General features: G+C 28.3%; 26 protein-coding genes. 17 read left to right on the top strand and 9 right to left on the bottom strand.

The features are described from left to right. The first annotated feature begins 44 nt into the window (after window positions 1–44). The 10 genes from pgsA to cca all read left to right on the top strand — a co-directional run bounded on the left by pgsA (window position 45) and on the right by cca (window position 7,997). Window positions 45–620 (top strand): archaetidylinositol phosphate synthase, encoded by a 576-nt coding sequence (gene pgsA / locus BZ132_RS00535; RefSeq protein WP_011405713.1) that lies wholly within the window; start codon window positions 45–47, stop codon window positions 618–620. 143 nt (window positions 621–763) lie between these two features. Beyond that, a complete protein-coding gene (locus tag BZ132_RS00530) occupies window positions 764–1,006 on the top strand; it encodes a DUF357 domain-containing protein (RefSeq protein ID WP_011405712.1) in 243 nt (80 codons plus the stop codon). 9 nt (window positions 1,007–1,015) lie between these two features. Next, a complete protein-coding gene (locus BZ132_RS00525; RefSeq protein WP_011405711.1) occupies window positions 1,016–2,257 on the top strand; it encodes an aminoacetone oxidase family FAD-binding enzyme in 1,242 nt (413 codons plus the stop codon). Beyond that, complete coding sequence (locus tag BZ132_RS00520) at window positions 2,244–2,750, top strand: class I SAM-dependent methyltransferase (RefSeq protein WP_048059668.1); 507 nt, start codon at window positions 2,244–2,246, stop codon at window positions 2,748–2,750. The genes BZ132_RS00525 and BZ132_RS00520 overlap by 14 nt, the downstream gene beginning before the upstream one ends. 120 nt (window positions 2,751–2,870) lie before the next feature. Then, on the top strand, window positions 2,871–3,665 hold the full coding sequence (locus BZ132_RS00515; RefSeq protein WP_011405709.1) for a 2-amino-3,7-dideoxy-D-threo-hept-6-ulosonate synthase: 795 nt from the start codon (window positions 2,871–2,873) through the stop codon (window positions 3,663–3,665). A gap of 13 nt (window positions 3,666–3,678) precedes the next feature. Continuing rightward, window positions 3,679–4,758, top strand: a complete 1,080-nt coding sequence (locus BZ132_RS00510) for a 3-dehydroquinate synthase II (protein WP_011405708.1) — start codon at window positions 3,679–3,681, stop codon at window positions 4,756–4,758. A 68-nt stretch (window positions 4,759–4,826) separates the two neighbouring features. After that, the gene (gene thpR, locus BZ132_RS00505) at window positions 4,827–5,378 is read left to right on the top strand and encodes an RNA 2',3'-cyclic phosphodiesterase (protein ID WP_011405707.1); all 552 of its coding nucleotides are present in this window, start codon (window positions 4,827–4,829) and stop codon (window positions 5,376–5,378) included. 10 nt (window positions 5,379–5,388) lie between these two features. Continuing rightward, window positions 5,389–5,943 carry a UbiX family flavin prenyltransferase gene (locus BZ132_RS00500; RefSeq protein WP_011405706.1) on the top strand — a complete coding sequence of 185 codons (555 nt, stop codon included), beginning with the start codon at window positions 5,389–5,391 and terminating at the stop codon, window positions 5,941–5,943. A 37-nt stretch (window positions 5,944–5,980) separates the two neighbouring features. After that, on the top strand, window positions 5,981–6,556 hold the full coding sequence (gene cbiT, locus BZ132_RS00495; RefSeq protein ID WP_112149255.1) for a precorrin-6Y C5,15-methyltransferase (decarboxylating) subunit CbiT: 576 nt from the start codon (window positions 5,981–5,983) through the stop codon (window positions 6,554–6,556). Between the two features lie 52 nt (window positions 6,557–6,608). Next, complete coding sequence (gene cca / locus BZ132_RS00490; RefSeq protein WP_112149254.1) at window positions 6,609–7,997, top strand: CCA tRNA nucleotidyltransferase; 1,389 nt, start codon at window positions 6,609–6,611, stop codon at window positions 7,995–7,997. On the opposite strand, the gene priS is transcribed toward cca, so the two are convergent. Further along, the gene (gene priS, locus BZ132_RS00485; RefSeq protein ID WP_011405703.1) at window positions 7,994–8,968 is read right to left on the bottom strand and encodes a DNA primase catalytic subunit PriS; all 975 of its coding nucleotides are present in this window, start codon (window positions 8,966–8,968) and stop codon (window positions 7,994–7,996) included. The genes cca and priS overlap by 4 nt on opposite strands. Further along, window positions 8,965–10,308: a DNA primase large subunit PriL gene (gene priL / locus BZ132_RS00480; protein ID WP_011405702.1), complete on the bottom strand. Its 1,344-nt coding sequence runs from the start codon at window positions 10,306–10,308 to the stop codon at window positions 8,965–8,967. The genes priS and priL overlap by 4 nt, the downstream gene beginning before the upstream one ends. A gap of 247 nt (window positions 10,309–10,555) precedes the next feature. Between priL and metG the strand changes: the two genes are divergently transcribed. The 4 genes from metG to BZ132_RS00460 all read left to right on the top strand — a co-directional run bounded on the left by metG (window position 10,556) and on the right by BZ132_RS00460 (window position 15,656). Beyond that, the gene (metG, locus tag BZ132_RS00475; protein WP_286940083.1) at window positions 10,556–12,586 is read left to right on the top strand and encodes a methionine--tRNA ligase; all 2,031 of its coding nucleotides are present in this window, start codon (window positions 10,556–10,558) and stop codon (window positions 12,584–12,586) included. Next, on the top strand, window positions 12,583–14,190 hold the full coding sequence (locus tag BZ132_RS00470; RefSeq protein WP_011405700.1) for a DUF530 domain-containing protein: 1,608 nt from the start codon (window positions 12,583–12,585) through the stop codon (window positions 14,188–14,190). Before metG ends, BZ132_RS00470 begins: the two co-directional genes overlap by 4 nt. A 14-nt stretch (window positions 14,191–14,204) precedes the next feature. After that, window positions 14,205–14,702, top strand: a complete 498-nt coding sequence (locus BZ132_RS00465) for a helix-turn-helix domain-containing protein (RefSeq protein WP_011405699.1) — start codon at window positions 14,205–14,207, stop codon at window positions 14,700–14,702. Window positions 14,703–14,774: 72 nt separating this feature from the next. Beyond that, window positions 14,775–15,656, top strand: coding sequence for a glycosyltransferase 4 family protein (locus BZ132_RS00460; RefSeq protein ID WP_083757032.1), 882 nt, complete (start codon window positions 14,775–14,777; stop codon window positions 15,654–15,656). Window positions 15,657–15,740: 84 nt separating this feature from the next. Here BZ132_RS00460 and BZ132_RS00455 read toward each other — a convergent pair whose 3' ends face one another. Next, the gene (locus BZ132_RS00455) at window positions 15,741–16,211 is read right to left on the bottom strand and encodes a class III signal peptide-containing protein (protein WP_011405697.1); all 471 of its coding nucleotides are present in this window, start codon (window positions 16,209–16,211) and stop codon (window positions 15,741–15,743) included. Between the two features lie 47 nt (window positions 16,212–16,258). Next, window positions 16,259–16,618 carry a hypothetical protein gene (locus BZ132_RS00450; RefSeq protein WP_112149251.1) on the bottom strand — a complete coding sequence of 120 codons (360 nt, stop codon included), beginning with the start codon at window positions 16,616–16,618 and terminating at the stop codon, window positions 16,259–16,261. A gap of 174 nt (window positions 16,619–16,792) precedes the next feature. On the opposite strand from BZ132_RS00450, the gene BZ132_RS00445 reads away from it, so the two are divergent. Next, window positions 16,793–17,338, top strand: a complete 546-nt coding sequence (locus tag BZ132_RS00445; protein ID WP_011405695.1) for a hypothetical protein — start codon at window positions 16,793–16,795, stop codon at window positions 17,336–17,338. Between the two features lie 19 nt (window positions 17,339–17,357). Here the strand turns inward: BZ132_RS00445 and BZ132_RS00440 are convergent, their stop codons facing one another. Then, window positions 17,358–18,560, bottom strand: coding sequence for an MnmC family methyltransferase (locus BZ132_RS00440; protein ID WP_011405694.1), 1,203 nt, complete (start codon window positions 18,558–18,560; stop codon window positions 17,358–17,360). A gap of 263 nt (window positions 18,561–18,823) precedes the next feature. On the opposite strand from BZ132_RS00440, the gene BZ132_RS00435 reads away from it, so the two are divergent. Beyond that, complete coding sequence (locus tag BZ132_RS00435) at window positions 18,824–19,453, top strand: hypothetical protein (RefSeq protein ID WP_286940080.1); 630 nt, start codon at window positions 18,824–18,826, stop codon at window positions 19,451–19,453. 389 nt (window positions 19,454–19,842) lie between these two features. Then, the gene (locus BZ132_RS00430) at window positions 19,843–21,162 is read left to right on the top strand and encodes an NUDIX domain-containing protein (protein WP_011405692.1); all 1,320 of its coding nucleotides are present in this window, start codon (window positions 19,843–19,845) and stop codon (window positions 21,160–21,162) included. A gap of 29 nt (window positions 21,163–21,191) precedes the next feature. Here BZ132_RS00430 and BZ132_RS00425 read toward each other — a convergent pair whose 3' ends face one another. The 4 genes from BZ132_RS00425 to BZ132_RS00410 all read right to left on the bottom strand — a co-directional run bounded on the left by BZ132_RS00425 (window position 21,192) and on the right by BZ132_RS00410 (window position 24,764). Next, complete coding sequence (locus BZ132_RS00425) at window positions 21,192–21,857, bottom strand: exopolysaccharide biosynthesis protein (protein WP_286940078.1); 666 nt, start codon at window positions 21,855–21,857, stop codon at window positions 21,192–21,194. 90 nt (window positions 21,858–21,947) lie between these two features. Next, window positions 21,948–22,835, bottom strand: a complete 888-nt coding sequence (gene pdxS, locus BZ132_RS00420; protein ID WP_011405690.1) for a pyridoxal 5'-phosphate synthase lyase subunit PdxS — start codon at window positions 22,833–22,835, stop codon at window positions 21,948–21,950. Between the two features lie 90 nt (window positions 22,836–22,925). Then, window positions 22,926–23,870, bottom strand: coding sequence for a carbohydrate kinase family protein (locus tag BZ132_RS00415; RefSeq protein ID WP_011405689.1), 945 nt, complete (start codon window positions 23,868–23,870; stop codon window positions 22,926–22,928). A gap of 9 nt (window positions 23,871–23,879) precedes the next feature. Then, the gene (locus BZ132_RS00410) at window positions 23,880–24,764 is read right to left on the bottom strand and encodes a formylmethanofuran--tetrahydromethanopterin N-formyltransferase (RefSeq protein WP_011405688.1); all 885 of its coding nucleotides are present in this window, start codon (window positions 24,762–24,764) and stop codon (window positions 23,880–23,882) included. Window positions 24,765–24,766: the final 2 nt, after the last annotated feature.

The raw sequence follows: 24,766 nt of genomic DNA, 5'->3' as shown, positions 1-24,766 counted from the left end.
CATTTTATATACTTATATATAATCCTAATTATAAATAGAATACTATGCTAAATAATAAAATACGACCACAAGCTAATGAAATAACAGGAAAAATAGGTAAGAAAATACCATTAAATCCAAACATTGTGACATTAATAGGTTTATTCATTAGTTTTTTTGCAGGAGGGCTCTTTGCATCAGGTAACTTAGTTGCCGGAGCTATTTTTATAATTATTAGTGGAATGTGTGACATGATTGATGGAGCTATTGCACGTTCACAACATTGTAGAACACGATTTGGAGGATTTTTAGATTCTACCTGTGATCGTTTCGCAGATGCAGCTATTATTATTGGATTAATGTATAGTGGTTATACTGATCCTATTCTTGGAGCTTTAGCAATACATTCCTCATTAACTGTAAGTTATATTAGATCACGTGCAGAAAGTGAAGGAATAAAATGTTCTGTAGGAATAGCAGAAAGAGCTGAAAGATTACTTATCATAGTTGTTGGTTCAATAATTGCAGCAATACTTGGTGGTTCACATAACATGATGTTTTTAACAATTGCAGTACTTACAATACTAAGTTACATTACAGTTTTCCAGAGAATACATCATGTATGGATACGACTAAATTAAGTAATTCAACAACCATATAAAAACAATATAACAACCTATAATTCAATAGATACACTTATCTATTATTTTCCTTATTTTTTTATATTGAAAACTAAATTTGAATAAATACATATTATATATGAATAATATTAGGATTTGATTAAATGCAACCAAAAGAACGTATAGATAAAGATTTAAGAATTTTTGAAGAAAATATAGAACCTGTTGAAAAACTCGACTTAACACAAAAGGAAGTGCTTGTTAAAGACATGGCAAAAAGATATTATGAGGATACAAAATATTATCTTAAAATAGATGATGAATTAACATCATTTGCATGTATTGCATATGCCCATGGACTTCTTGACTCCCTTAGAATAATGTACAACCTAATAGATGATTCTTAGGCTGATAATATGAAAACATACAACACAGTTATTGTTGGTGGAGGTGCTAGTGGTATCTTATCTGGAATATATTTAGATGATAAAAATAGTATTATTCTTGAAAAAAATGATATTTTAGGTAAAAAAATACTTCTTACAGGTGGGGGTAGATGTAATCTAACAAATAATGCCACAAAAAAAGAGTATATGAAATCATACTATAATTCAGGAAAATATTATATTGATGCATTTAATACATTTTTCAATGAAGATATTAGGCAATTACTTAAAGATAATGGCTGTAATACAAAGGTTGAAGAAGATAACCGAGTATTTCCAGTAAGTGACAAGGCAAGTGATGTGGTTAATACATTAACTAAAATTCTTAAAAATACCTCAACAAAGTATAGACTTAATTCATATGTAACATCCATATCATATAATGAAGGATTATTTAAAATTAAATATAACAACAATGTTATTCAATCAAAAAACCTCATACTTGCTACTGGTGGAACTTCATATCCTAAAACTGGATCTGATGGTGATGGAATTGTATTTACAACATCCCTTGGACATACAAAACCTAAAAATATGGGTGGATTATGTCCAATAAAAGTAGAAGAGACATGGCCTAGAAAATTACAGGGAATAACTAACTATGTTTCAATTGAAATAAAGGCAAATAAGAAATCCATAGTAAAGGATTCTGGTTCAATAATTTTCACACATAATGGACTTAGTGGATTTATTATACTAGATAATAGTATGATAGTTGAAAAACATCTTAGAAAAAATCAAGATGTAATAATTAATCTTGACTTTGTTTCAGATTATTCATATGAATCATTAGATAAAACCTTACAGGAAGATTTTAGTAATAATTCAAATAAAACCTTAAAAACATATCTTCACAAGTATCTTCCAAAAAATATGGCCATTGTATTTCTAGAAAATATTAAAATAGATTCTAATAAGATATTAAACCAGGTAACCAAAAAAGAACGAATAAAAATAAGAGATAATCTTAAAAAAACAACACTCACCATAACAAGTGTTCTTGAAAACGAGTCTATGGTTACAAATAGTGGAGTTAAACAGAAGGAAATAAATCCTGCTACATATGAATCAAAGATAGTTCCAAACTTATACATAGTTGGAGAACTTGTTGAAGGATGTGGTATTTGTGGTGGATATAACCTTCAAAAAGCATTTTCAACTGGAGTACTTGCTGCAAAAACTATAAGAGATAAATATTATGATTCATATTAGTTATAAGAGAAATAACTATCAGGAAGATATGATTAAATATGTGAAACTTCTTGATAATGTGGTAGAATTAGGATGTCATGTAGGATGTTCTACTAAAATATTATCTAGACTTTGTCAAGATGGAACAGTATATGCATTTGATAACAGTCCAGAAAGTACAAGGGCAATGAATAATCTTAAAATTGAATATAAAAATATTGAATTTTCTAATGTAGATGTTAGAGATAAGAAATTAATATATGAATTCTCAAAAACTCATGAAAAAATAGATGTATTATGTGTTGATTTAGGTGGAGGTTATCATCCAGATACAGTATTTAAAGTATTTTTCTTATGGTCCTCCATACTTAAACCACGAGTGTCACTTATTAGAAATAGAGGATTAATAGATTTTGTTAATTCATCAGACACTACTGAGAACATATTATCACATAAAGGGTATTTATCTTCATCTTCAAATGAAATAATTCCTAATGAATTAAAGAATAAGTAATAAATTAAGAAAAAAATAGTATTAAATATTAAAAAAATGTATTAAATATTTAGAAGATAATTTATTATATATTAAAAAAATAATAATTTTCAAATTAATATTACATCTAAAAGGGATAAAATGATAGGTAAAAAGATTAGAATTGAAAGAATTATAAACCGTAAAACAGGAAAATGTGTTATTGCACCAATGGACCATGGAATATCTGGAGGACCAATCCCTGGTCTTATAAACATGACAAAAACAATAGATGCAGTGGCTAATGGTGGAGCAAATGCAGTACTAATGCATAAAGGTATGGTAAAAAACGGTCACCGTGGATATGGAAGTGATATTGGACTTATATTACATTTATTTGCAAGTACTGATGCAAGTATGGATCCTTTCCATAAAGTACAAGTTACAAGTGTTGAAAAAGCTGTACAACTTGGAGCAGATGCTGTAAGTGTACATGTAAACATAGGTTCTGAAAAAGAACCAGAAATGTTACAATCAACTGGTAGAATAGCAGAAGAATGTGACAAATGGGGACTTCCACTTCTTGCAATGATGTATCCTAGAGGACCTGAAATTAAAAATGAACACGACCCTGAAGTTGTTAAATTAGCAGCACGTGTAGGTGCAGAATTAGGTGCAGATATTGTAAAAACAAATTATACTGGCGATCCTGATTCATTTAAAGAAGTAGTTGATGGATGTCCTGTACCTGTACTTATTGCAGGTGGCCCTAAAATAGAAACACAAAGACAATTATTTGAAATGGTATCTGACTCTATAAGTGTTGGTGGTGCTGGAGTTGCATTTGGAAGAAATATTTTCCAAGCAGAAGATCCTGCAAAGATTACACGTGCACTAGTAGAAGTTGTACATAACAATGCAACACCTGATGAAGCACTAGAAATATTAAAAGAATAAAGGATGTAACAATATGAAATTTGCATGGATAAGACCTAATGGTACTTGGAATGATCGTAAAGAAGCTATTGTTGATTCATTAGAATCTGGATTCGATCACATAATGGATTTAGATAATGCTGAAACTATTAAGAAATTAGGTAGTGTAACAATAATATCAGATAAAGAAGATTCTGACATTACACTTCTTGGATTAAATAACAAAATTACCATGGCAGATATTAAAAAAGCACAAGAAAGTGGTAAAGAAGTAGCAGCATATGTTGAAATTAATAACAAGGATGATGAGTTACTAGTATCTAAACTAGGTACAGTAGCAGACTATGTTATATTAAAAGGTAAAAATTGGAAAGTTATCCCTTTAGAAAATATCATTGCCAGTTTACAAAATAGAACTTCTAAAATCATAGTTGATGTTCCAAATTATGAAGAAGCAAAATTAGCTCTTGAAACAATGGAACATGGATCTGATGGTGTGTTATTATCATCTAATGATGGAAATGAAATAAGAAAATTAGGTGCCCTAATAGAAAAAGTATCAAAGGAATCATATGATCTTAAAGCTGCAACTGTTACTAAAGTAGAATCTGTTGGTATTGGTGATAGAGTATGTGTAGATACATGTTCAATGATGAATGTTGGAGATGGAATGCTTGTAGGTTCATTTGCATCTGGACTATTTTTAGTTCATAGTGAAACATTAGAAAGTGAATATGTTGCATCACGTCCATTTAGAGTAAATGCTGGTCCAGTACATGCTTATGTTATGACTCCAGAGAATAAAACAAGATATCTTTCAGAATTAGAAGCTGGAGATGAAGTTGTTACATTAAATAGTAAAGGTGAAGCTAACACTGTTATTGTTGGCCGTGTAAAAATAGAAAAACGTCCTTTACTTCTTATTGAAGCAAAATATAAGAATTCTAGAATAAGAACTCTTGTACAGAATGCTGAAACAATTAGACTAGTAAATGATAAAGGTGAACCAATCTCTGTTTCTAAACTAAAAGTTGGAGATAAAGTTCTTGCATACTTTAGTGAAGCTGCAAGACACTTTGGAATGGCTATTGAAGAACAAATTATTGAAAAATAAATATTCTAATTAACCTACTTTTTTTTATTTTTTTTATTTGAATTTTTTAATTAATGGAAGTACTTATTATGCGTGCATTTTTAGCTATTGAAATAGAAGAATCATTGAAAAATAAAATTAAAAAAACACAGCAAACTATAAAAAACACGAATTCTGCTAAGATAAAATATGTTGAAGATGAAAATATCCATTTAACTCTTAAATTTTTTGGAGAGATTAATCAAAGAAAACAAAAACAAATATCTTCAATTATAAGAAAAACAACAGAAAATTATGAAACATACACTATGAAACTAGTCAAAGTTGGTGCTTTTCCAAATATGAATCGTCCACGTGTTATATGGACAGGAATAAAAGACAATGACACGACAATTAATCTTATTAAAGAACTGGATGATGAGTTTAATAAAATAGGATTTAAAAAAGAACATGATTATACGCCCCATATCACTATTGGGCGTGTGCGGGATGTTTATAATAAAAACAATCTATCCAATATATTAAAACAATTAAGTAAAACCTATTATGGTAAAATGAATATTAAAAAAATACATCTTAAATCAAGTACACTCACACCTACTGGTCCAATATATGAGACTGTGGAAGAATTTATTTTATGAGATGATTATTATGAAGATTGTTGTTGGAATAACTGGTGCTAGTGGTGTTATTTATGGTATTAGATTACTTGAAGAATTAAAAAAGGCAGATATTGAAACATATCTTGTAATATCTGATATTGCAAAGGATATTATTGAATATGAAACTAGTTACTTAGTTTGTGATGTTGAAAAACTTGCCTCTTATTCATATGATGAACATGATTTAAATGCTATTATAAATAGTGGTTCTTTTAAATTTGATGCTACTATAATAATACCTTCAAGTATGAAAACCTTATCTGCAATTAGTAATGGTTATGGTGATAATGCTATAACACGCGTTGCTGATGTAACACTAAAAGAAAGAAGAACCTTAATTATAGTACCACGAGAAACTCCTCTTAGAACCATTCATTTAGAAAATATGACCAATATTAGTCGTGAAGGAGGTATTATTCTTCCAGCTATGCCCGGTTTTTATCATAAACCCCAAACTATTGATGAACAAGTTAACTTCATAGTTGGAAAGATTTTTGATATTTTGAATATTAATAATAATCTATTTACTAAATGGAAACAATAGCATTATATAAGACACAATAAATATGGAGATGTTTATTATGTACTTTGATATAACACCAGATAATGAATTTATCAAAACAGAAAAAGTACCTGGACCTACAAAAGAAGAAATAAGAGCATTAGTAATTAGTAAAGTAAAGTTAACTGATGAAGATGTTGTTGTTGATGTTGGATGTGGAACTGGGGGCTTAACACTAGAATTTGCAAAAAGAGCTAAAAAAATTTACAGTATAGATATGAATCCTGATGCTATTAAAACTACAAGAGCAAATCTTGAAAAATTTGGACTTCAAAACAAGGTGGAATTAATAGAGGATGAAGGCCTAAAAGCATTAGATCATATTGAAGATTTTACTAAGCTTATGATTGGTGGAAGTGGAGGTAACCTTGATAATATTATTGAAACTGGTTATCTTAAATTACCTATAGGAGGACGTATTGTTATAACATCTATTGTACTTGAAACTGCAACAGATAGTGTACATATGCTTAAAGAACTTGGAGCAGAACCTGAAGTTGTTAACATATCAGTATCCAAAGGAACATTACTTGATAGAGGAGTGATGATGAAAGCATTAAATCCTATTACAATTGTAAGTGCTAGAAAAATATAATAACTCCCACCCTATACCTTTTTTTATAACATTAATAATGAATTTTTTTTAAATCAATACTGAGGATGATGATACTATATATAATGAGATTTTATCAAAAATAAAACCAACTAAAAAACAAAGAGAAAAAATTATTACTTTTTCAGATAAATTAATGAATATTATTTCTAATTATGCTAAAAGTAAAGATATTCAAATTACATGTAAACTTGTAGGTTCTGTTGCTAAGAAAACATCACTTGTTGGTAAAGCAGACATTGATATTTTCATGGCATTTCCACTTGATTATTCAGAGGAAGATTTAAAGAAATATGGATTAGAATTTGGGAAATACTGTATTGATACTGTTGGTGGAATATCTGAGAAAAGATATGCATCTCATCCATATATCACTGGCCTAATTAATGGATTTGAAATTGATTTTGTTCCATGTTACAATATTAATGATACCACATACCTTAAATCTGCAGTTGACAGAACAATTCTCCATACTAACTATATTCAAAGTCATATGACAAGTGATGAGGCTGATGAAGTATTGTTACTTAAGAAGTTTATGACATGTGTTAATACATATGGTGCAAATTATAAGGTTAGTGGTTTTTCAGGATATCTTTGTGAGTTATTAATTCTTAAATATCATACATTTGAAAATGTTATAGAAAATGCTGCAAATAAATGGAAAAATCAGTTAAAAATAGATTTAGAGAATTATGGTACTTGTAATAATTATCATGATGCCTTAATAGTAATTGATCCTGTTGATAAAAATAGAAATGTTGCTGCTGCTCTTTCAATTCAGAAATTCTCTGAATTTATTGTTGCTTCACGAAATTATCTTAAAAATCCATCAATTAATTACTTTCAAGATAAAACAATTACAACAACACCTTCTGAATTAGTAAAGTTATTTAAACAAAGGGGAAGTTATTGTTATGTTTTATCATGTAATGTACCTGATGTTCCTAGTGATGTTATATATCCCCAAGTAAATAAGACATTGAAATCATTAGAGAAGGTTTCAGGAATCTATGATTTTTCACTTCTTGAAAGTGGATACTATATTGACTCAAGTAATGTGGCTCATATTATTCTTGAATATGATGTAGCAAGTCTTAGTAATGTTAAAATACATCATGGCCCATTAATATATGACTCAAAAAATAGTGATAATTTTAGAAATAAGTATCCTAATGCATATATTCATAACAATAAATGGATTAGTCTTAGTAACCGTAAATATATTACAGTAGAAGATATGATTAAAAACATACTTCTTGAAGAAAATATGTCAATATTGAAACTTGGAAAAAATATAAAAGAAGAAGTTTTAAAGGACTATTCTTTTGAAAAAATGGAAGTATTTATTAACAATACAAATGATGAAAACTTAAACAACATATTCCTATATTTACATCCAAATTATAGATTAGAACATTAATCATTACGTTCATAAACAAATTTTGGAACAGCATCATCAAAGGGATCAAATGTTTCTATATTCTTTATTAGAGTAGATTTCATACTTACCTTTGAATGTAATGTGGATGGAAGTCTTAATATACGTTTTAAGTCAATTGATACCTTAGTATCAGTAATTTGCATATTAATTCTAGAAATTGCATTCATCACCTTTTTATAACGTATAGGTCCAATATTACTCCTAAACATACCCCATAAATCTTCTTGTAATAGATTTCTATGTTTTAAAACATCCCTTAATAATTGATTATTAACATCATCTAATTTAGAAGATCGTCTTAGATGTAAAATTGTATATTTTGACCATCTTGTAAAGTTCTTTGGATAACCAAATGGTATAATAAATGGTTGTAAATCATTAAATCCATACTCATTTGATAAATCAGGTAGTTTTGAACCAGTAACATACTGTATTATATCCCCACGTAACTCACTTGATGCATCCATCACATCTTCATCAAGAACACGTACATGGTATCCCCTACCTGAATATATGAGATTTATATTTGTTAGTCCAAAATCACCACTAAGAACATCCCTTATCATTAAAACTATCTCCTTTGCCTGATTTAAGCATTTTTCACATACTTCTCCTTCAGCACAGTCACATGTTCTTATTGGAATATCCTTTGCATCTACATCAAATACTAATTCTGATTTCTGCCAACCCTTTCTCTGATTTGGCTTATCATAGAATGCCACAGAACAATATGCAGCAAATGGTTGTTTTACTTTTATAAAACGTTTTAATCGTAAATCATCAACAAATACCTTATAACGATCATTTGGTCCATTACCATAATGATCAAAACCAAATTCACGACTTGTAAGAGAATTTCTTATGAAATCTGGAACATCTTTCACATTCCATTCTTCTTTATAAAAGATTTTACGTTCATATTTAGATGCAGGTTTTAATTCAACACTCATTTTTCTTCACCTGCTGTTGCTTTTGAATTATTTTTTTCAAGTAATCTTTTCTTACGATTATAATATATCAATGGATTTCCTATTTTTTTACAATCAACACAAGGAATACATAAATTTGGCATGTGTAATTTGATTTTTTCACAACTCATAGGTGTATACCACCTAGTTTCACCCTCCTCTGATAGTTTTAATTCTGAATTCATACCAAAACCAAGTTTAGAATTGATGTTAATCTTTTCTTGTGGCTGATCCTTGAATAATGGTGGTCTACAAGCATTTGCAGCCTCATAAATCATTGGAATTACTTCTTTATGTGTTATTTCAAGTGATGGATCCACATCAGATACTTTCATATCATATTCCATTGAAAATACATTTGGTGCCAATCTAGCATATGATATAAATGGAGTTAAAAACAACACAATTGCATCGTTTCTTCCACCACTTTTAATTCCCTCCATACACTTACGTACACATGGTGGAAATGCCTCTTGTATGTATGGTGCAGGTCCATTATCATTATATGCACCACTATTTGATGAACCAAATCTTCTCTCCCTTGCCTTTTGTTCCATTTGTCTTATTTTACCTGATAATTCATTCATAATTGAATCAGGTTCAACCATTCTCCTAGAATTTTCAGCAACTTTCACAATATAATCCCTAGTTTTTTTCATTATTATACTTTTTAATAGATTTTTCTTTAGATTTAATCCACATATTACCTCATACATTGTTTGTGGATTCCTATGTTCAATTAAATGTCCATATTCTTCTATAAAGTCTTCATATTCTATAATAACCCTACCATTTGACAGTAATAATTTATTTAAGTCGATTACTCCAAGGTCTATAACTTCTTTTAAGTCATTCCAGTAGACATTATTTGTATCAATTAGTTGATTTAATGCTTCTTTAAGAAAACTATACTGAAAATTATTAGGTTCACTTTTTAGTCTTTCTAATCTATTATCTATAAGATTAGCTTCTAATTCTACAACTTGTTTTGCTTCGTGACTATCCTCACCAAAACCTATTGCTACAGCTTGACATAAAAAATAAAAGGATAGCACATCATATTCATAAATTTCAGGATTAAATAAATATTCATAAACCTTATCATCAAAGTTATCAGTTTTTTTATCTAAGTACCATTGGAATTTATGTAGAGCTAATTGTTCTAATGTTTCAGGTATTGATGAAAGTTTCTGTGAATGTGTATGTTTTATAATATCTATTAATGAATCATTTTTCTTATCTAAATTTTCAATTTGTCCTAATTTTCTTACAATTTCTTTAGCCTCAAAGCTAAATGGATTTATAAATGAAGTTTCTATCATGATAATATAATATCTATAACCTATAATGTAATAATCTTTTACCTAGTAAAATAAATAAATCATGAACACCATATATAAATATTAATTATAATTGATATTCTGAGTATTAGATTTATTTTTTAGAAAAAAATATTACAAGGAAAAAATAAAGGAAGTACTTCTCACTAATAAAAAAAAGTACCATACACCTTTATTAGGAATAAAAATCATTATTCTAAGATAAATAATGTAAAGGAGAATAAAAAGAATGAGTAAATTATTTATATCATGTGCACTTCCATATGCTAATGGTCCATGTCATCTTGGACATCTACGTTCTACATATATTCCTGCAGATATATATGCACGTTATAATCGTATGACTGGAGTAGATACTCTAATGGTATGTTCTACTGATGAACATGGAACACCTATTGCCGTTAGAGCAGAACAAGAAAAAAAGAATCCTAAGGATATTACAGATATATACCATGAAATAATTGGAAATGATTTAAAATCATGTAACATATCCTTAGATAGTTTTAGAAGAACTACTGATGAAATACATTATAAAATGGCACAAGACTTCTTCTTAGACCTTTATAATAAGGGATACATCTATGAAAAAGTAATTGACCAATTATATTGTGATGAATGTAAACGTAGCCTACCTGATAGATATGTTGAAGGTACCTGTCCCTACTGTGAAAGTGAAGGAGCAAGAGGAGATCAGTGTGAAGTATGTGGTCGTCACCTAAATCCTACAGATCTAGTTGAACCCCACTGTTTAATCTGTGACAGTACCCCCCACATTGAACAATCAAAACAATACTACTTTAAGTTACATGAATTTGAACAACCATTAAAAGAATGGATTAATTCAAATGAACATCTGCCTAAAAATGTGAAAAACTTTGCAAAAGAATGGTTGAATGATGGCCTTAAAGATTGGATAATGACAAGAGATATGAATTGGGGAATTCCTGTACCTTTAAATGATGCTGAAGGAAAAGTACTTTATGTATGGGCAGAAGCATTTGAAGGATACCAGTCTTCAGCTGCAAGTTGGGCTAACAAACACAATCTTGACTGGAAAGAATATTGGGATGATAAAACAGTACATTTCATTGGAAAAGATATTATTTATCATCATACATTATTCTGGCCTAGTATGTTAATGGGTCGTGGATGGAACCTACCATATTCCGTTGTTGGTGGAGGATATCTCTCCCTTGAAGGACGTAAAATGTCCACAAGTAAAGGATGGGTAATATGGGTAGAAGATTTCCTTAAAAAATTTGATAGTGATTTACTTAGATACTACATGGTAATAAATGCACCATTAAATAAGGATACTGACTTTTCATGGGATGACTTCCAAAGAAGAGTAAATAATGAATTAACAGACAATCTTGGTAATTTCATTCATAGAACATTTACATTTACAAACAAATTCTTTGATGGTAAAATACCTGAAATGGGAAGTTATACAGATGAAGATAAAGAATTTGAAGAAAAAATCAAAGCACTACCCGACGTAGTTGCTAATTATATTGATAATTTCCAATTTAGAGAAGGATTACAAGGAATAATGTCCCTTACAAAAGAAGCAAACAAATACTTCAATGATAAAAAACCATGGAAAGGTGTAAAAGAAGATATTGAAAGTGCAAAAACATGTATTAACTTATCAAACCAATTAGTACATGTTTTATCAATTGTATTAACACCATACATTCCAATAAGTGTTCAGAAAATAAGAAAAGTATTAAATATGCCAACAGAACATGTTGATGGATTTATGAAATTTGAGGAAAGAACTCCTCTTGTAAAATGGGATGAAGCAAAAGAATTCTTACCTGCAGGATATGAAATCAATAGTGCAAAACCACTATTTTCTAAAATACCTGATGAAATAATAAAAGAAGAAAAAGATAAATTATATTCTCTTGAAGAAGAAAATAAAGAAAATGAGGACGATAATATGAGTGATTTAATAAGTATAGATGAATTTGGAAAAGTAAAATTAGTAGTTGGACAAATAAAAGAAGCACAAAAAATAGATGGAAGTAAAAATTTACTTAAATTACAAGTGGATTTAGGCAAAGAAGTAAGACAAGTAGTAGCAGGAATAGCTAAAAGATATGAAGTAGATGAACTTATTGATAAAAAGGTTATTGTAGTTGCAAATCTTCAACCTGCAAAATTATTTGGTGTAGAATCTAATGGTATGTTACTTGCTACTGATAGTATGGAACTTTTAACAACAGAAGGAAATGTTGGTGAATATATAAAATGAGCGACATCTTAGTGACACAAAGTGAGAAGTTTCTTAAAACAATACAAAGTAAACCTGTTATTGCTGAAAGTATTGAAGATTTTGATAGTTTCATAAAAATATATAGCTACCTTAATAGTAACTTAAAACAATTACAAAATATTCGTAATAAAATGGAAATCAGAGGATTTACTTCACCATATAGTGCTTTAAAACGTTATAGTAAAGGAGGAAATTCTAGTAATCCTGAAATTATCCCTGATGATGTACATGATCAATCTAGACATGCACAATACTTCCGTATAAAAGCATCAAATAAGAAAAATATTCTTGATCAGGTAAAATCTGCTATTGCTTCTCATAAAATAGCAATAGGTCACTTAGAAGAATATGTTGAACTTGAATGTAAAAAATGTGGTCAAAAATATAAGAAAAAAACACTTGAAGATATTCTAGTATATGATGAGAATGAAGTAGAAAGTTGTAAGTGTGAATGTGGAAGTTCTGAATTTAAATTTGATTCAGATATGAGTGGAATTTGTAGATTAGAATTAATTAAATACCTACCATTAGGAGGAGAATACCTCCTAAAACGTTCCCAATTAACAAATTATAGTCTTGAAGCATATCGTAAAATAATTAAGATTATGAAACAAGAAAAAAGAGGACGTGTAAAAAGTATAACTGTAATTGCTAAAATAAAAGATGAAAATACTGGTAAATGGGTTAGCAGAAAGATGAATATTGATTATGCTGATGAATCAAACTATGAATTAGAATTACGTAAACGTTATGGACCAAATGTACGTATTGAATTACTTCAATTCCATCATAAAAAACCATCATTAATAAATGATAAATATGTTCAAAATGCCCTAGCAATAGCATATCTTCATTATTCAGAAAATATTGTTAGTAAGAAGATAGATGAGATTATACCCAAACATATTCATAATATGAAAAAGATAGACACTTACAACAGTGTACTTAATGAAGCTAGAAAAGATGCTGGAAGACTTGCAAGAGAAGCAGAAGAACGTATTGAATTAGAAGAAGAATTAACATACGTTAAACTTCGAAAAGTAAATCTTATTACGAAGGATCACAAATTAGATAGAGAATTAAAAGAAGATCTGAATAAAGAATCAGAAATTAAAAAACATTACTACATAGAAACACCATTTATACTAATACTATGGGATATTTTTAAATATTACTTAACAACATCTGAAAATAGACGTAATAACTATTCTGGACCATTTCCTAACCTTAGACCAACATTAGATTCTAATCAAATAAAAGTATTTGAAAATATATTTCCAAAGGATGTAATAGAATTATTACAAGATAGTGGAGAAAATATTGATACAATCCCGAATATGAAGGAAACAATCCAATATAAATTAGATCTTGAAACAAAACGTAAAAAACTACATCTTAAATCAAATCATGCAGCTTATGGTGCTATTGCATTAAATAGTAAGTCTAATATTTCATTAAATAAAGCTGCTGACCTTTTATATGTAGATAAAGATGAAGCTGCAAAAGAAAAAGCAGCACTGCAAAAAATAGAAAAACCATCAACTAATAAAGCAAAAAAATTCTTAGAAATAATAAATAAATAAAGAGTGGTGGTATTTTGAGTTCAAAAATACATGTAAACAAACCCTTATCCTCAAGATTAATTATTGAATTATTAGATGAAAACCCTGACCTTGAAACAATAGAATGTCCTCAAAGTTTATATGAAAGAACATCACAAACATACCTTGATGCATTAAATGAATTAGGAATTACAATTTCCATTATTGAACAAAGAGGTCGTCCACAGAAATATGATGAAGGAATAAGAGATACAATTGATGAAATGTTAAATTCAGGTTTTAATCCTAAAGCAATTGCTAAAAGATTACATATTAGCCAGAAAACAGTTTACTATCTTAAAAATAAGAAATTAAAACAAGGTCCCAAATCTAAGTATTCTCAAGATACAAGAAATCAAATTGTTGAACTTAAAAATAAGGGAACGCCAGTAAAAATCATTTCACGAATGCTTGATATACCAATTAGAACTGTTTACTATATCTTAAAAAAAGAAAAAAAATTAATTAATTCTAAACAGACGGGAGTGTACTAAGTGAATACTGGACAACTCCTATTAACATCTGGTATTTGTGGATTTATATCGTTTATAATAACATTTACTGTTATGCCCCATTTAATTAAACGACTTAAAAAGGCAGATATTGTTGGAAGAGATATACATAAGTTAAGTAAGCCTGAAGTTGCAGAGATGGGTGGAATAGGAATCATACTTGGATTTGCAATTGCTATAATGGTTGGAGTATATCTCTATCCTCAATGGCAGTCACAACTTACAATAACACTCATTGTAATACTTCTTACTGGTATTATTGGTATGGTTGATGACTTGATAATGTTATCTTCAAAGGAAAAATTATTACTTCTTTGGATTGCAGGATTACCTATTATGTGGGTTACTCCACCAAATGTAGGCATTATTTACATGATATTCATCCCAATTGCTGTATCTATTGCTTCCAATCTAACAAATATGTTAGCTGGATTTAATGGTATTGAAACAGGACTTGGTGTTATTGCTATGACTTCATTAACATTATCTTGTATTATTATGAATAAATATGATGTAGCTATCATATCATTTTCAATGTTAGGTGCATTACTTGCTTTTTTATTCTACAATAAATATCCTGCTAATGTATTTCCAGGTGATGTTGGAACATTAATAATTGGTGCATGTATTGCAATTATTGCATTTATTGGAAGAGTAAAAATCATTGCATTTATTGTTCTTATTCCCAATATTATTGATGGCTTTCTTAAATTTAGAAGTGTTGGTGTTATGGAACGTCAAAATTTTAAGCCAACAGAGGTTAAAGAGAATGGTGAGCTTGTAGCTCCAAGTGGTGGTTTTAATTCACTTATAAGATACATTCTTAAAAGGCCAATGAAGGAAAAACAAGTTGTTTATATAATTTGGAGTATTGGAATATTTTTTGGTTTACTTGGTATTATAATAGCATATGTAAGTAAAGGTGCTATTATCTAATTTTTCTATTTTTTTCAAACAAGATTATTTTAGTTTTATTTCTAGGTATTATACTTGACTAATCCCACTTTGATAATTTATATATTATTTCCATATTACTGGTTGTGTTTTTATTATGTAGTTTTCTGATTTTGCTGGATCATAATATATGTTTGTTGGATTTTTTCCAAATGTATCTGTTATACTTTTTCTTATGTAGTAGTTTATACGTGAACCCATGATGTTTTTTTCTTGTGTATCTAGTGTTGTTTTAGTAGTTACAGTAGTTTGTATGAATATTGTTTTATTTTTCTCATCTAATGTTATGTTGATTATTTTTATTGTTGTTGGTGTTAAAAGTTGTGGATGATGTTGATTGTAGTTGTTGAATGTATCGTTGTAGTATGTGGCATATCCATTTTTATTTATTCCATTTTGTGCTCCTATTTGTGCTGCTGATAGTATTGTGTTTTTTTCTACTTCATTTGTGATTGTGTTTATTGTAAGTACTAATGTAATTAACAATATGCTACACAAGATAATGTATTCTATTGTAAGTTGTCCTTTATTATTCATAATAATATTATCATTATTTTACTTTTAATAAATAGAATTTTATAGTATTATGATACTACTTCTATTATATTGTTATTATTTTTAAATACATATGTATTGTTTGGTAGTAAAATATAGTTTTTTTGTATTATGTTCTTTTTTGGAATATAATGACTTTTTGTTATTTGATAATGACTATTTATATAAACACCAGTTTTATTTATTTGAACTATGTATGTTTCTTGATTTATTTTAGAAGGTAATGTATATGTTTTTGAGTAACCTGATCCTTGAATATAGACTTGATTAATAACACTTGCTATATCATCAGAGACCATTCTTGCCTGTTTTCTTTTTTGTGTCTGATTTATACTATCTAATTCTTCATTTGTAATGGATAATACTGTCAAAAATATACCAAGTAACAATATAAAAACCACCATAAATTCTATTGTTATTTGTCCCCTTTCATTCATAATAATATATAACTACATCATAATATATAAATTTTATAATAAAAAATATTATATATTATAAAATATAAAATAAAATTATAAAAATTATATACATTGTATATAAATATGGAGTGAAAGTCCACTGTTATGTCAATACATAAAACAAATAAACCAGAGTTATTAATAAAATTCAATGAAACTGAAAATGCCAAACAACTAGATGAAATGATTTATCAATTTGAAAAAAATATAAACAATAAAAAAGAAGATTATTTTCTTAAAGAATCAGAAAATCCATACATATTCTTCTTAGAATATCCAAAGCCACAAGAATTAATAAAAGAAATAGAAAATGAAAATATAAAAACACTTGAAACAATAGTTCCAGTAGAATGTGTTATAAACAATACAAACTACATTACATCCACAATACTTAGAAAAATAAGACATAAAATAACATACCATGACACATTTAACATAACATGCCATGTTGATTCATACATACCCCATAGAAAAGAAAAACTAGAAAAAGAATTAAAAAGTAAAATACAAGATATACTAGCAATTCCTATCCAAAAAAACAATCCAATATGGAATATAAATATACACATCATTGGAGAAGTTAGTGCTATTAACATAGAAAGATCTAATAAAAATAGAAACAAGTATAGTCAATATAATAATTATTGTTAGGTAGTATAATATTACCTAACTATATTGAATTTAATATATATTCCATATTCTGCTCTAATTCAAGAACCTGATTCTTACTAGGTGCATTTCTATCTATATCCAACATACTTAAAATTCTTGGATCATTTAATGCTTCAAATCCCATATTTTGAACATAACCATTTAATTTATCACGTAATGTTTCATCTTCAATCTCCATAGGATCAATTCCAAGATAACGTGGAAGTTTACTTGAAGATGGAAATACAGATACTCCTCTAATCTTACTACGTATAGATTGTCTTCTTGCAATTATTGTGTTATAATCATCAGATAAATCAGGATCCATATATGGAACTCCAACATCACTTAAAGCTATAACCTTCTCATCACCAAATGCTAAGGGTTTATCTAACAAGTCAAAACATTTTGAAGCTATTGTTCCACCACTTCTATGAAACTGTGGACCTTCACCAACATGTAAACCTACCTTAATCATAGCACTTCTAACTGCACTTGCAGCTGTATATGTTAATATAAGAGAAGTTGTTGTTAAGAATTCTTTTAATTTATTGAAAAAATCAACAGTATATAATTCCGGACATTTAGCTGGACTAAATGGATCTAAAAATACTGCATCATACTCTTTATTTGCATTTTCTTTTAAAAAATCACGTGCATCACAGACATGAATATTTAATTTAATATTTGAGGGAATGTCACTTAGAACTTTATTATACTGTAGATAACCATTTTCTATTAAGTAAAGTTCTATTGTTTTCTTAACAAAACCATGGGATTTACATATATCTGGAATAAAAAGGGTAGTTGCCAATGTTTCTAAAGAGGATTCAACCATATCAACTTCTATTACAACATCACTATCATTTAAATAGTCAAGTAATGCTGATACATTATATCCAATACCACTACATATATCTAAAACCCGTATAATTTTTCTTGATTCTGCTTTTTCTTTAAGTTTAGATGGAATTGCAAATTTTTCAAATGCCTCTGTACGTGCACCAAAAGTACTATGTAATGTCTCTATACCATCAGAACGTTTTTCTGATGATAAAGTATAGGATCCATCATCTGTTTTAATTAAAAATCCTGCTATTTCTTCTTTATATAACTCTCTTGCATCTTTATGACCATCTAATTCTAATTCAAAGACTTGTTGTATTATTTGTTTATTTTGTTGTGACATTTCAAGTCGTGAATCCTCTTGATTATCGTCCATAACTTCACCTTAATATTTTAAGTTAATTTTTGTTACCTTATTTTTAAATTTGATCCAATTTAATTATCTATAGAAAAAAAAAATAAAATTAAAAAACATTTACCCTTATCTAATTAAATATACAATTATTAATATAATTATACTATTAACTTCACAATTAATAAAACTTTAGAAAAAAACTTTTTAAAAATAATAATATTATACTATAATTAGTTAAGTTATAATAAACAAATATAAAAAATAAAATAATAAAAGGTGAGATAATGAACAAAAAGATGATTATTGGTATTATTGCAGTAATTTTAGTTGCTTTAATCATAGCAATACCACAATATGAATCATATCAAAGTACTTTATTATCTGAAAACTTCAATAAAACCTTGCAAAATGCAAGTGCTGTTGAAACAGAAATAGCAAGTACAACAAATCAAATCAATCAACAAAATAGTACTGATGCAGATACATTAATACATACAATAAACAATCAAATAACACCAAAATATTCAGAAGAATTATTACGTCTTAATGAAACTAAGACAAATACCAATAATGACACTGAAAAACAATACATTGACTTACAAATGAAGAGAGTTCAACTAGAATCTAAAAATCTTAATGCTACAGTAACACTCTTAAATGCATTATCACAATATGTTAAAGGAGAAAAAACTGCTCTTGATGCACAAAATACGATAAATCAAGCAAGTACTGACAATGCACAGTCATCAACAGAGTTAAATCAAGTATATAACGATATAAAAACATTTTTAGATCAAAATCCTGATTTAAATAAGAAACTTCATGATCTTAACTTAGATAGTGCATATTATGGTCAACTTGAAAAACAAAACATTGCAAACAACACAAATACGCAAGCTAATGTAACACAATAACCTCCACTTCTATTTTTTTATTATTTTTAGAGTTTAACCACTTATTTTACATATATAACCTCTGATGTAATTTCTTAGCATATAATCCAAGTAAACTTAAAATAGCTACACCCTACTCTTATAATAAGTATTGTTATTTTTTTTAATTTCATCTACACAATATATCTTCATAACTAATTTGGTTATAAATATTAATTTTATTTATATATTATTACAATTTATGATTTTACTAAGAGTTTAATAGAAAACTTATTTTCCATATCAAAAAATACTAATAAATAATACTTAGTAATTATATACATTATTATCAATAGAGATTTAAACTTAGAGTATAATAGTTAATAGAAATTAAAAATGAAGTTTAAATAAAACAATAGGATGTTTATACAATGAAAACATTTAAAATGTATGTAAAAACCGTCGTAAGTAATGATGAGGGTAAAATCCTACTTCTTAAAGAAAAACGTGAGGATAGAAAATCAAGATGGGATCTTCCAGGTGCTGTTTTAACAAATGATGATAGTTTTGATGAAGTTGTTATAAATAGAATACCAAAGGAAATAGGATATTATGTTTATCCTGGAAAGATAATTGGAGTAACAAACTATGTAACACATAGTGTAAAAGAAATACATGTAATAATGACTGGACATATATTAAATGGAGAATTATTACTATCAAATAATTATGAAAACTTTGAATGGATTCCATTAAACAGATTAAATGAATATCCATTAAATGGTTGGTTAAAAAACTATATAAAACATACAGAAGAACCATTTAATGATGTTTCAAGAGAAATAGAAGAAATGGACTCATTACAAAATACAAGAAATGAAATGAGTCAAGATAGTTTCTTTGGAATTGGCTCAAAAATAGATACTAATCCAGTTAAAAATGTAAAAGAACAATCAGAAAAACAAGTAAAAAGTTCATTAGGTATGTTAAAAGATACTATACTAAGAACATTTCATCCAAAAAAGGCAAATGTTGAACAAACAAAACCAAAACCTAATATGTACTCTACATCAGATATGCCATATATCAATATAAAAGAAGATATAATTGATAATACAACAGAACAAATAACTCCAGATACATCTGAAGAAATTGTAATAGATAGAAGTGAAGATATAATCCCGGATACACCAGAAGATAATACAGATAACATAATCATAAATCATGATTACATTGATAACACAACAAATGAAAGTATAGATACAGTTATGTTAGATGAAAATGATACTGTTGATGAGGTAAATACTAAAGCTGAAACTGCAAGTGATGAAATAATAATAGAACATAACACTTCTAGTGCAGATGATATAGTATTAGAACATTCAATAGATAATGTTACAGAATTTGATGATATTGTAGTAGAACATGAAGATACACAAGATCCAAAACCTGAAGATATCAAACCTAAAAAAGTATTTGATATGAATGTGAATTCTGCAAACAATATGAAAAAAGAAAATAAGATTCATGAAGCTCCAAAAGTATCTAAAAATCAGAACATTAAAGTTATTCATAACAATGAAAAAACACCATACATAAGAAAAGAAAAACAGTCAACACAAAAGATTAGCTTTAATTCTGAAGGTATTAAAAGACAAGGATGGAAAGAAAAATTAGATGAAATCAATAGAACCACATCTAATAATGAACATAAAGTAATTCCTAGACCAAAAGGTAAAAGAAAAAATTAATTTTTTTCTATAAACATCCTCTATTTTTTTTAAATATATGCTAAAATAGTATTTAGCACAGCACGAATTATTTCAACCCCAATATAACCTACTGAATAGAAGTAAGCTAATGTAATAACAGTTGCAACATATCCTATTATCATTAGATAGGAATCATTTTCTAAACTACTTACTGCTAACAACAGTATTGCTACACTTGGTATGAAATCTGTAAATGGAATAGGTAGTGGTAGAAACAATAAAAATGCTAAAATAATCGTTATTACTGCATTAATTTTAAGAATATGCTTGTTTGTTACTAGTTTACCCCTTGGCTTTGATATTAATTCCACATAACTTAATGCCTTATGTAATATATCAAAGAATTTATCAATAGTTTCTGTAGCTAATACTTGCTTTGATATGAATTTTGGTAGATGTAAATGTCCATTAGAGAGTATTGAAAAATTAAGTAATATTATTAACACGCCAAATGGTGTACTACTCCCTGGAATAGATACTGGAAATAAGAATGGAGCTACTAATATTATTATTAAGAGATAGACTCCTTCATTTATGAGAGTATCAACCAATGTTTTTATAGTGATATTTCCTTGGGGAATATTCTTTCTAATTATTCTAAGTCTATCTGATGTTTTTATATACTTAATATGTTCATCTTTAAGTATGAGTGTGTTTTCAATATTTTTATCCACAACTTCACCTCTTGAATATTAAATATATAATCTCCTAAGTTATATAAAAAAAATAGTATTTTATTTATAAAGAAAAATAAAGAAGAGAACTTATATTAAGTTTCCTCTGTTTTGTAATCTTTCTTCTTCTGGTATTTCATTAATATCAATACCAGGCATTGCTGCACCTAAATCAGTTGATACATCTGCAATTAAATCTGCATCTTCATAGTGAGCTGTTGCTTCAACTACTGCTTTTGCTACAAGTTCCGGGTTTTCTGATTTGAAAATACCTGAACCTACAAATACTCCATCTGCTCCTAATTGCATCATTAATGCTGCATCTGCTGGTGTTGCTATTCCACCTGCTGAGAAGTTAACTACAGGAATTCTTCCTTTTTCTGCTGTTAATTTTACTAATTCTCTTGGTGCATTAATTTCACGAGCTACTTGCCATAATTCTTCTTCTGTTTTATTTTCAATTTCTCTTATAGCACCTTGAATTGTTCTCATGTGTCTTACTGCTTCTACAACATTTCCAGTACCAGCTTCACCTTTGGTTCTTATCATTGCTGCCCCTTCATCTACTCTTCTTAGAGCTTCTCCAAGGTCTCTTGCCCCACATACAAATGGAATTGTGAATTGTTCTTTGTCTATATGGAAGTCTTCATCTGCTTGTGTTAATACTTCACTTTCATCTATCATATCTACTCCTAATGATTGGAGTACTTGTGCTTCTACAAAGTGACCAATTCTTACTTTTGCCATTACAGGAATATCTACTGCATCCATAATTTCAATTACTTTTGATGGATCAGCCATTCTTGCTACTCCACCAGCTTTTCTTATATCAGATGGTACTCTTTCTAAAGCCATTACAGATACTGCTCCTGCATCTTCAGCTATAGCTGCTTGTTCTGCATTTACTACATCCATAATAACTCCGCCTTTTGTCATTTTAGCGAATCCTTCTTTTAATACTTTTGTTCCATGTATCATTATTTTTATTCTCCTTCTAGTTGATAAATTCTATGAATTCTATAATATATATAATAAATAATAAATTTATAACAATAAATATTTTTGTTATTAATAATTTTTAAGATTTTGTATTATTTTTTCAATTGATATATCTTTTGAAAATGGTATTGCTTCTGTTGCACCAGATTTTGTTGTTGATTGAGCTGCAATATAACTACCTATTATTCCAGATTCTTCAAGAGTATAGTTATTTATTAAACCATATAAAAATCCTGCATTATATGCATCTCCTGCACCAGTTGTATCAATAGCATCAACTTCAAATATTCCAATATTATATTCTTCATCACCTTTTTTAATAAAAGAACCTTTTGTTGAACATTTAACTACTAAAATATCTACTTTTTGTGATATTTCATCCACAGCTTCTTGTAATGTTTTTTTATTTGTAGTTAATAATAACTCTGTTTCATTGATAAGTAAAATATCTGTGTAAGATATTAGTTTATTCATGAAATCAAGTCCTTTATTTACATATAACATTCCCGGATCAAATGATACAATTACATCATCCTTTAATTCATCTAATAATTCCATTTGTGTATCAATAGATGGATCTTCAGGATTTAATCCTACAAATGAAGTTAAGTGTAATAATTTAGTGTTTTTAATATAATCCCTTTTTATTTCAGAATTTGAAATAGTGTCATTTATTTTTGGAGTTACATATAACTTACGATCACCACTACTATCTACAAAACCTATTACTTCTCCTGTTTCACCGTTTCCTTTTATGAGATGAGTAGTATCCACATTATGTGATTCAAGATAATCTTGCATCATTTTACCATTTGAATCATTACCTACCTTTCCAATGTATCCAGTTTTTAGTCCTAGTTTTGCCATACCAATAATTGTATTAGCAGCTGATCCTCCACAGGATTTTGTTTCATAATTTACAAATGTTTCTCCATCAGATGGTGCAAATTCATTAACATGACATAATCTATCAATATTTAATGCTCCCCATCCTATTATATCAAATTTCATCATACTTCAACTCTAATCTAGTACATCTTTTAAATTAAATTTATATTTACCTAAATTTCCACCATAATTACCAGCAGACACTTTAATTACACCTTCTACCCCATTTAAAGCTTCAATTCCTTTTTTTAATGATTCTTTAGCATTTTCAACTGTTAAAGCATCAATTACTATTTCTGGTATGTAATTTACTCCGTCTTCAACCATTGATTCATCACCAAGCTTTTCTTTTAGAGATGGACAGTATGGATGGTTTGTTGTAGGACCAATTTCTGGATAATTTGTTTCTACTTTTGAACCTGCAGAACAGATATCAAATGGTGTACATATACCATCAACTTCAGAAAGTGCATCTAATGCTTTATATCCAGCTTCAAGTACTGCTTCTTTTGTACTACAATAGTACCAGAAGTTTACTCCCATTATTCCCTGCATACATCCTAATTTTTGTTCAATATAAAAATCTGGAACACATATTGGTACTCTTATCATTGTTCTACCATCAATTTCTTCTGTCCATTCATATCCATCACCACAATGACCTACATGTTCTGTTGTATCAATGTAGTCAAATGGATCTATAGATGCATCAAATATCTTTACAAATGGTTTTACAAGAATATCTTGACGTATTCTAAATGATAATTCCTTATCAAATTTTGCAAGATCTTTTGTATTATACCAGAATTGAATTATCACACCAGGCCTATTATCTGGTGTTTCTGATTTATCTAAAAATTTTTCTACTCCAGATTCTGTTCTCCCTATTACTGTTCCTGGTGTTGCTGATGCATCACTTGCTATTTTCTTGATTGTTATATCATCTTCTGCTGTTACAATCATTCTTACACAAGTTCCAGTAAATGCTTCACAATATGTATCTTCTATTTCAAAATCCATTT

It is taken from the genome of Methanosphaera sp. DEW79 (assembly GCF_003266085.1).
Taxonomy (GTDB): Archaea; Methanobacteriota; Methanobacteria; order Methanobacteriales; family Methanobacteriaceae; genus Methanosphaera; species Methanosphaera stadtmanae.
Note: the sequence above shows the minus strand (reverse complement) of the source record. Positions and strands in the feature narration are given on the sequence as shown.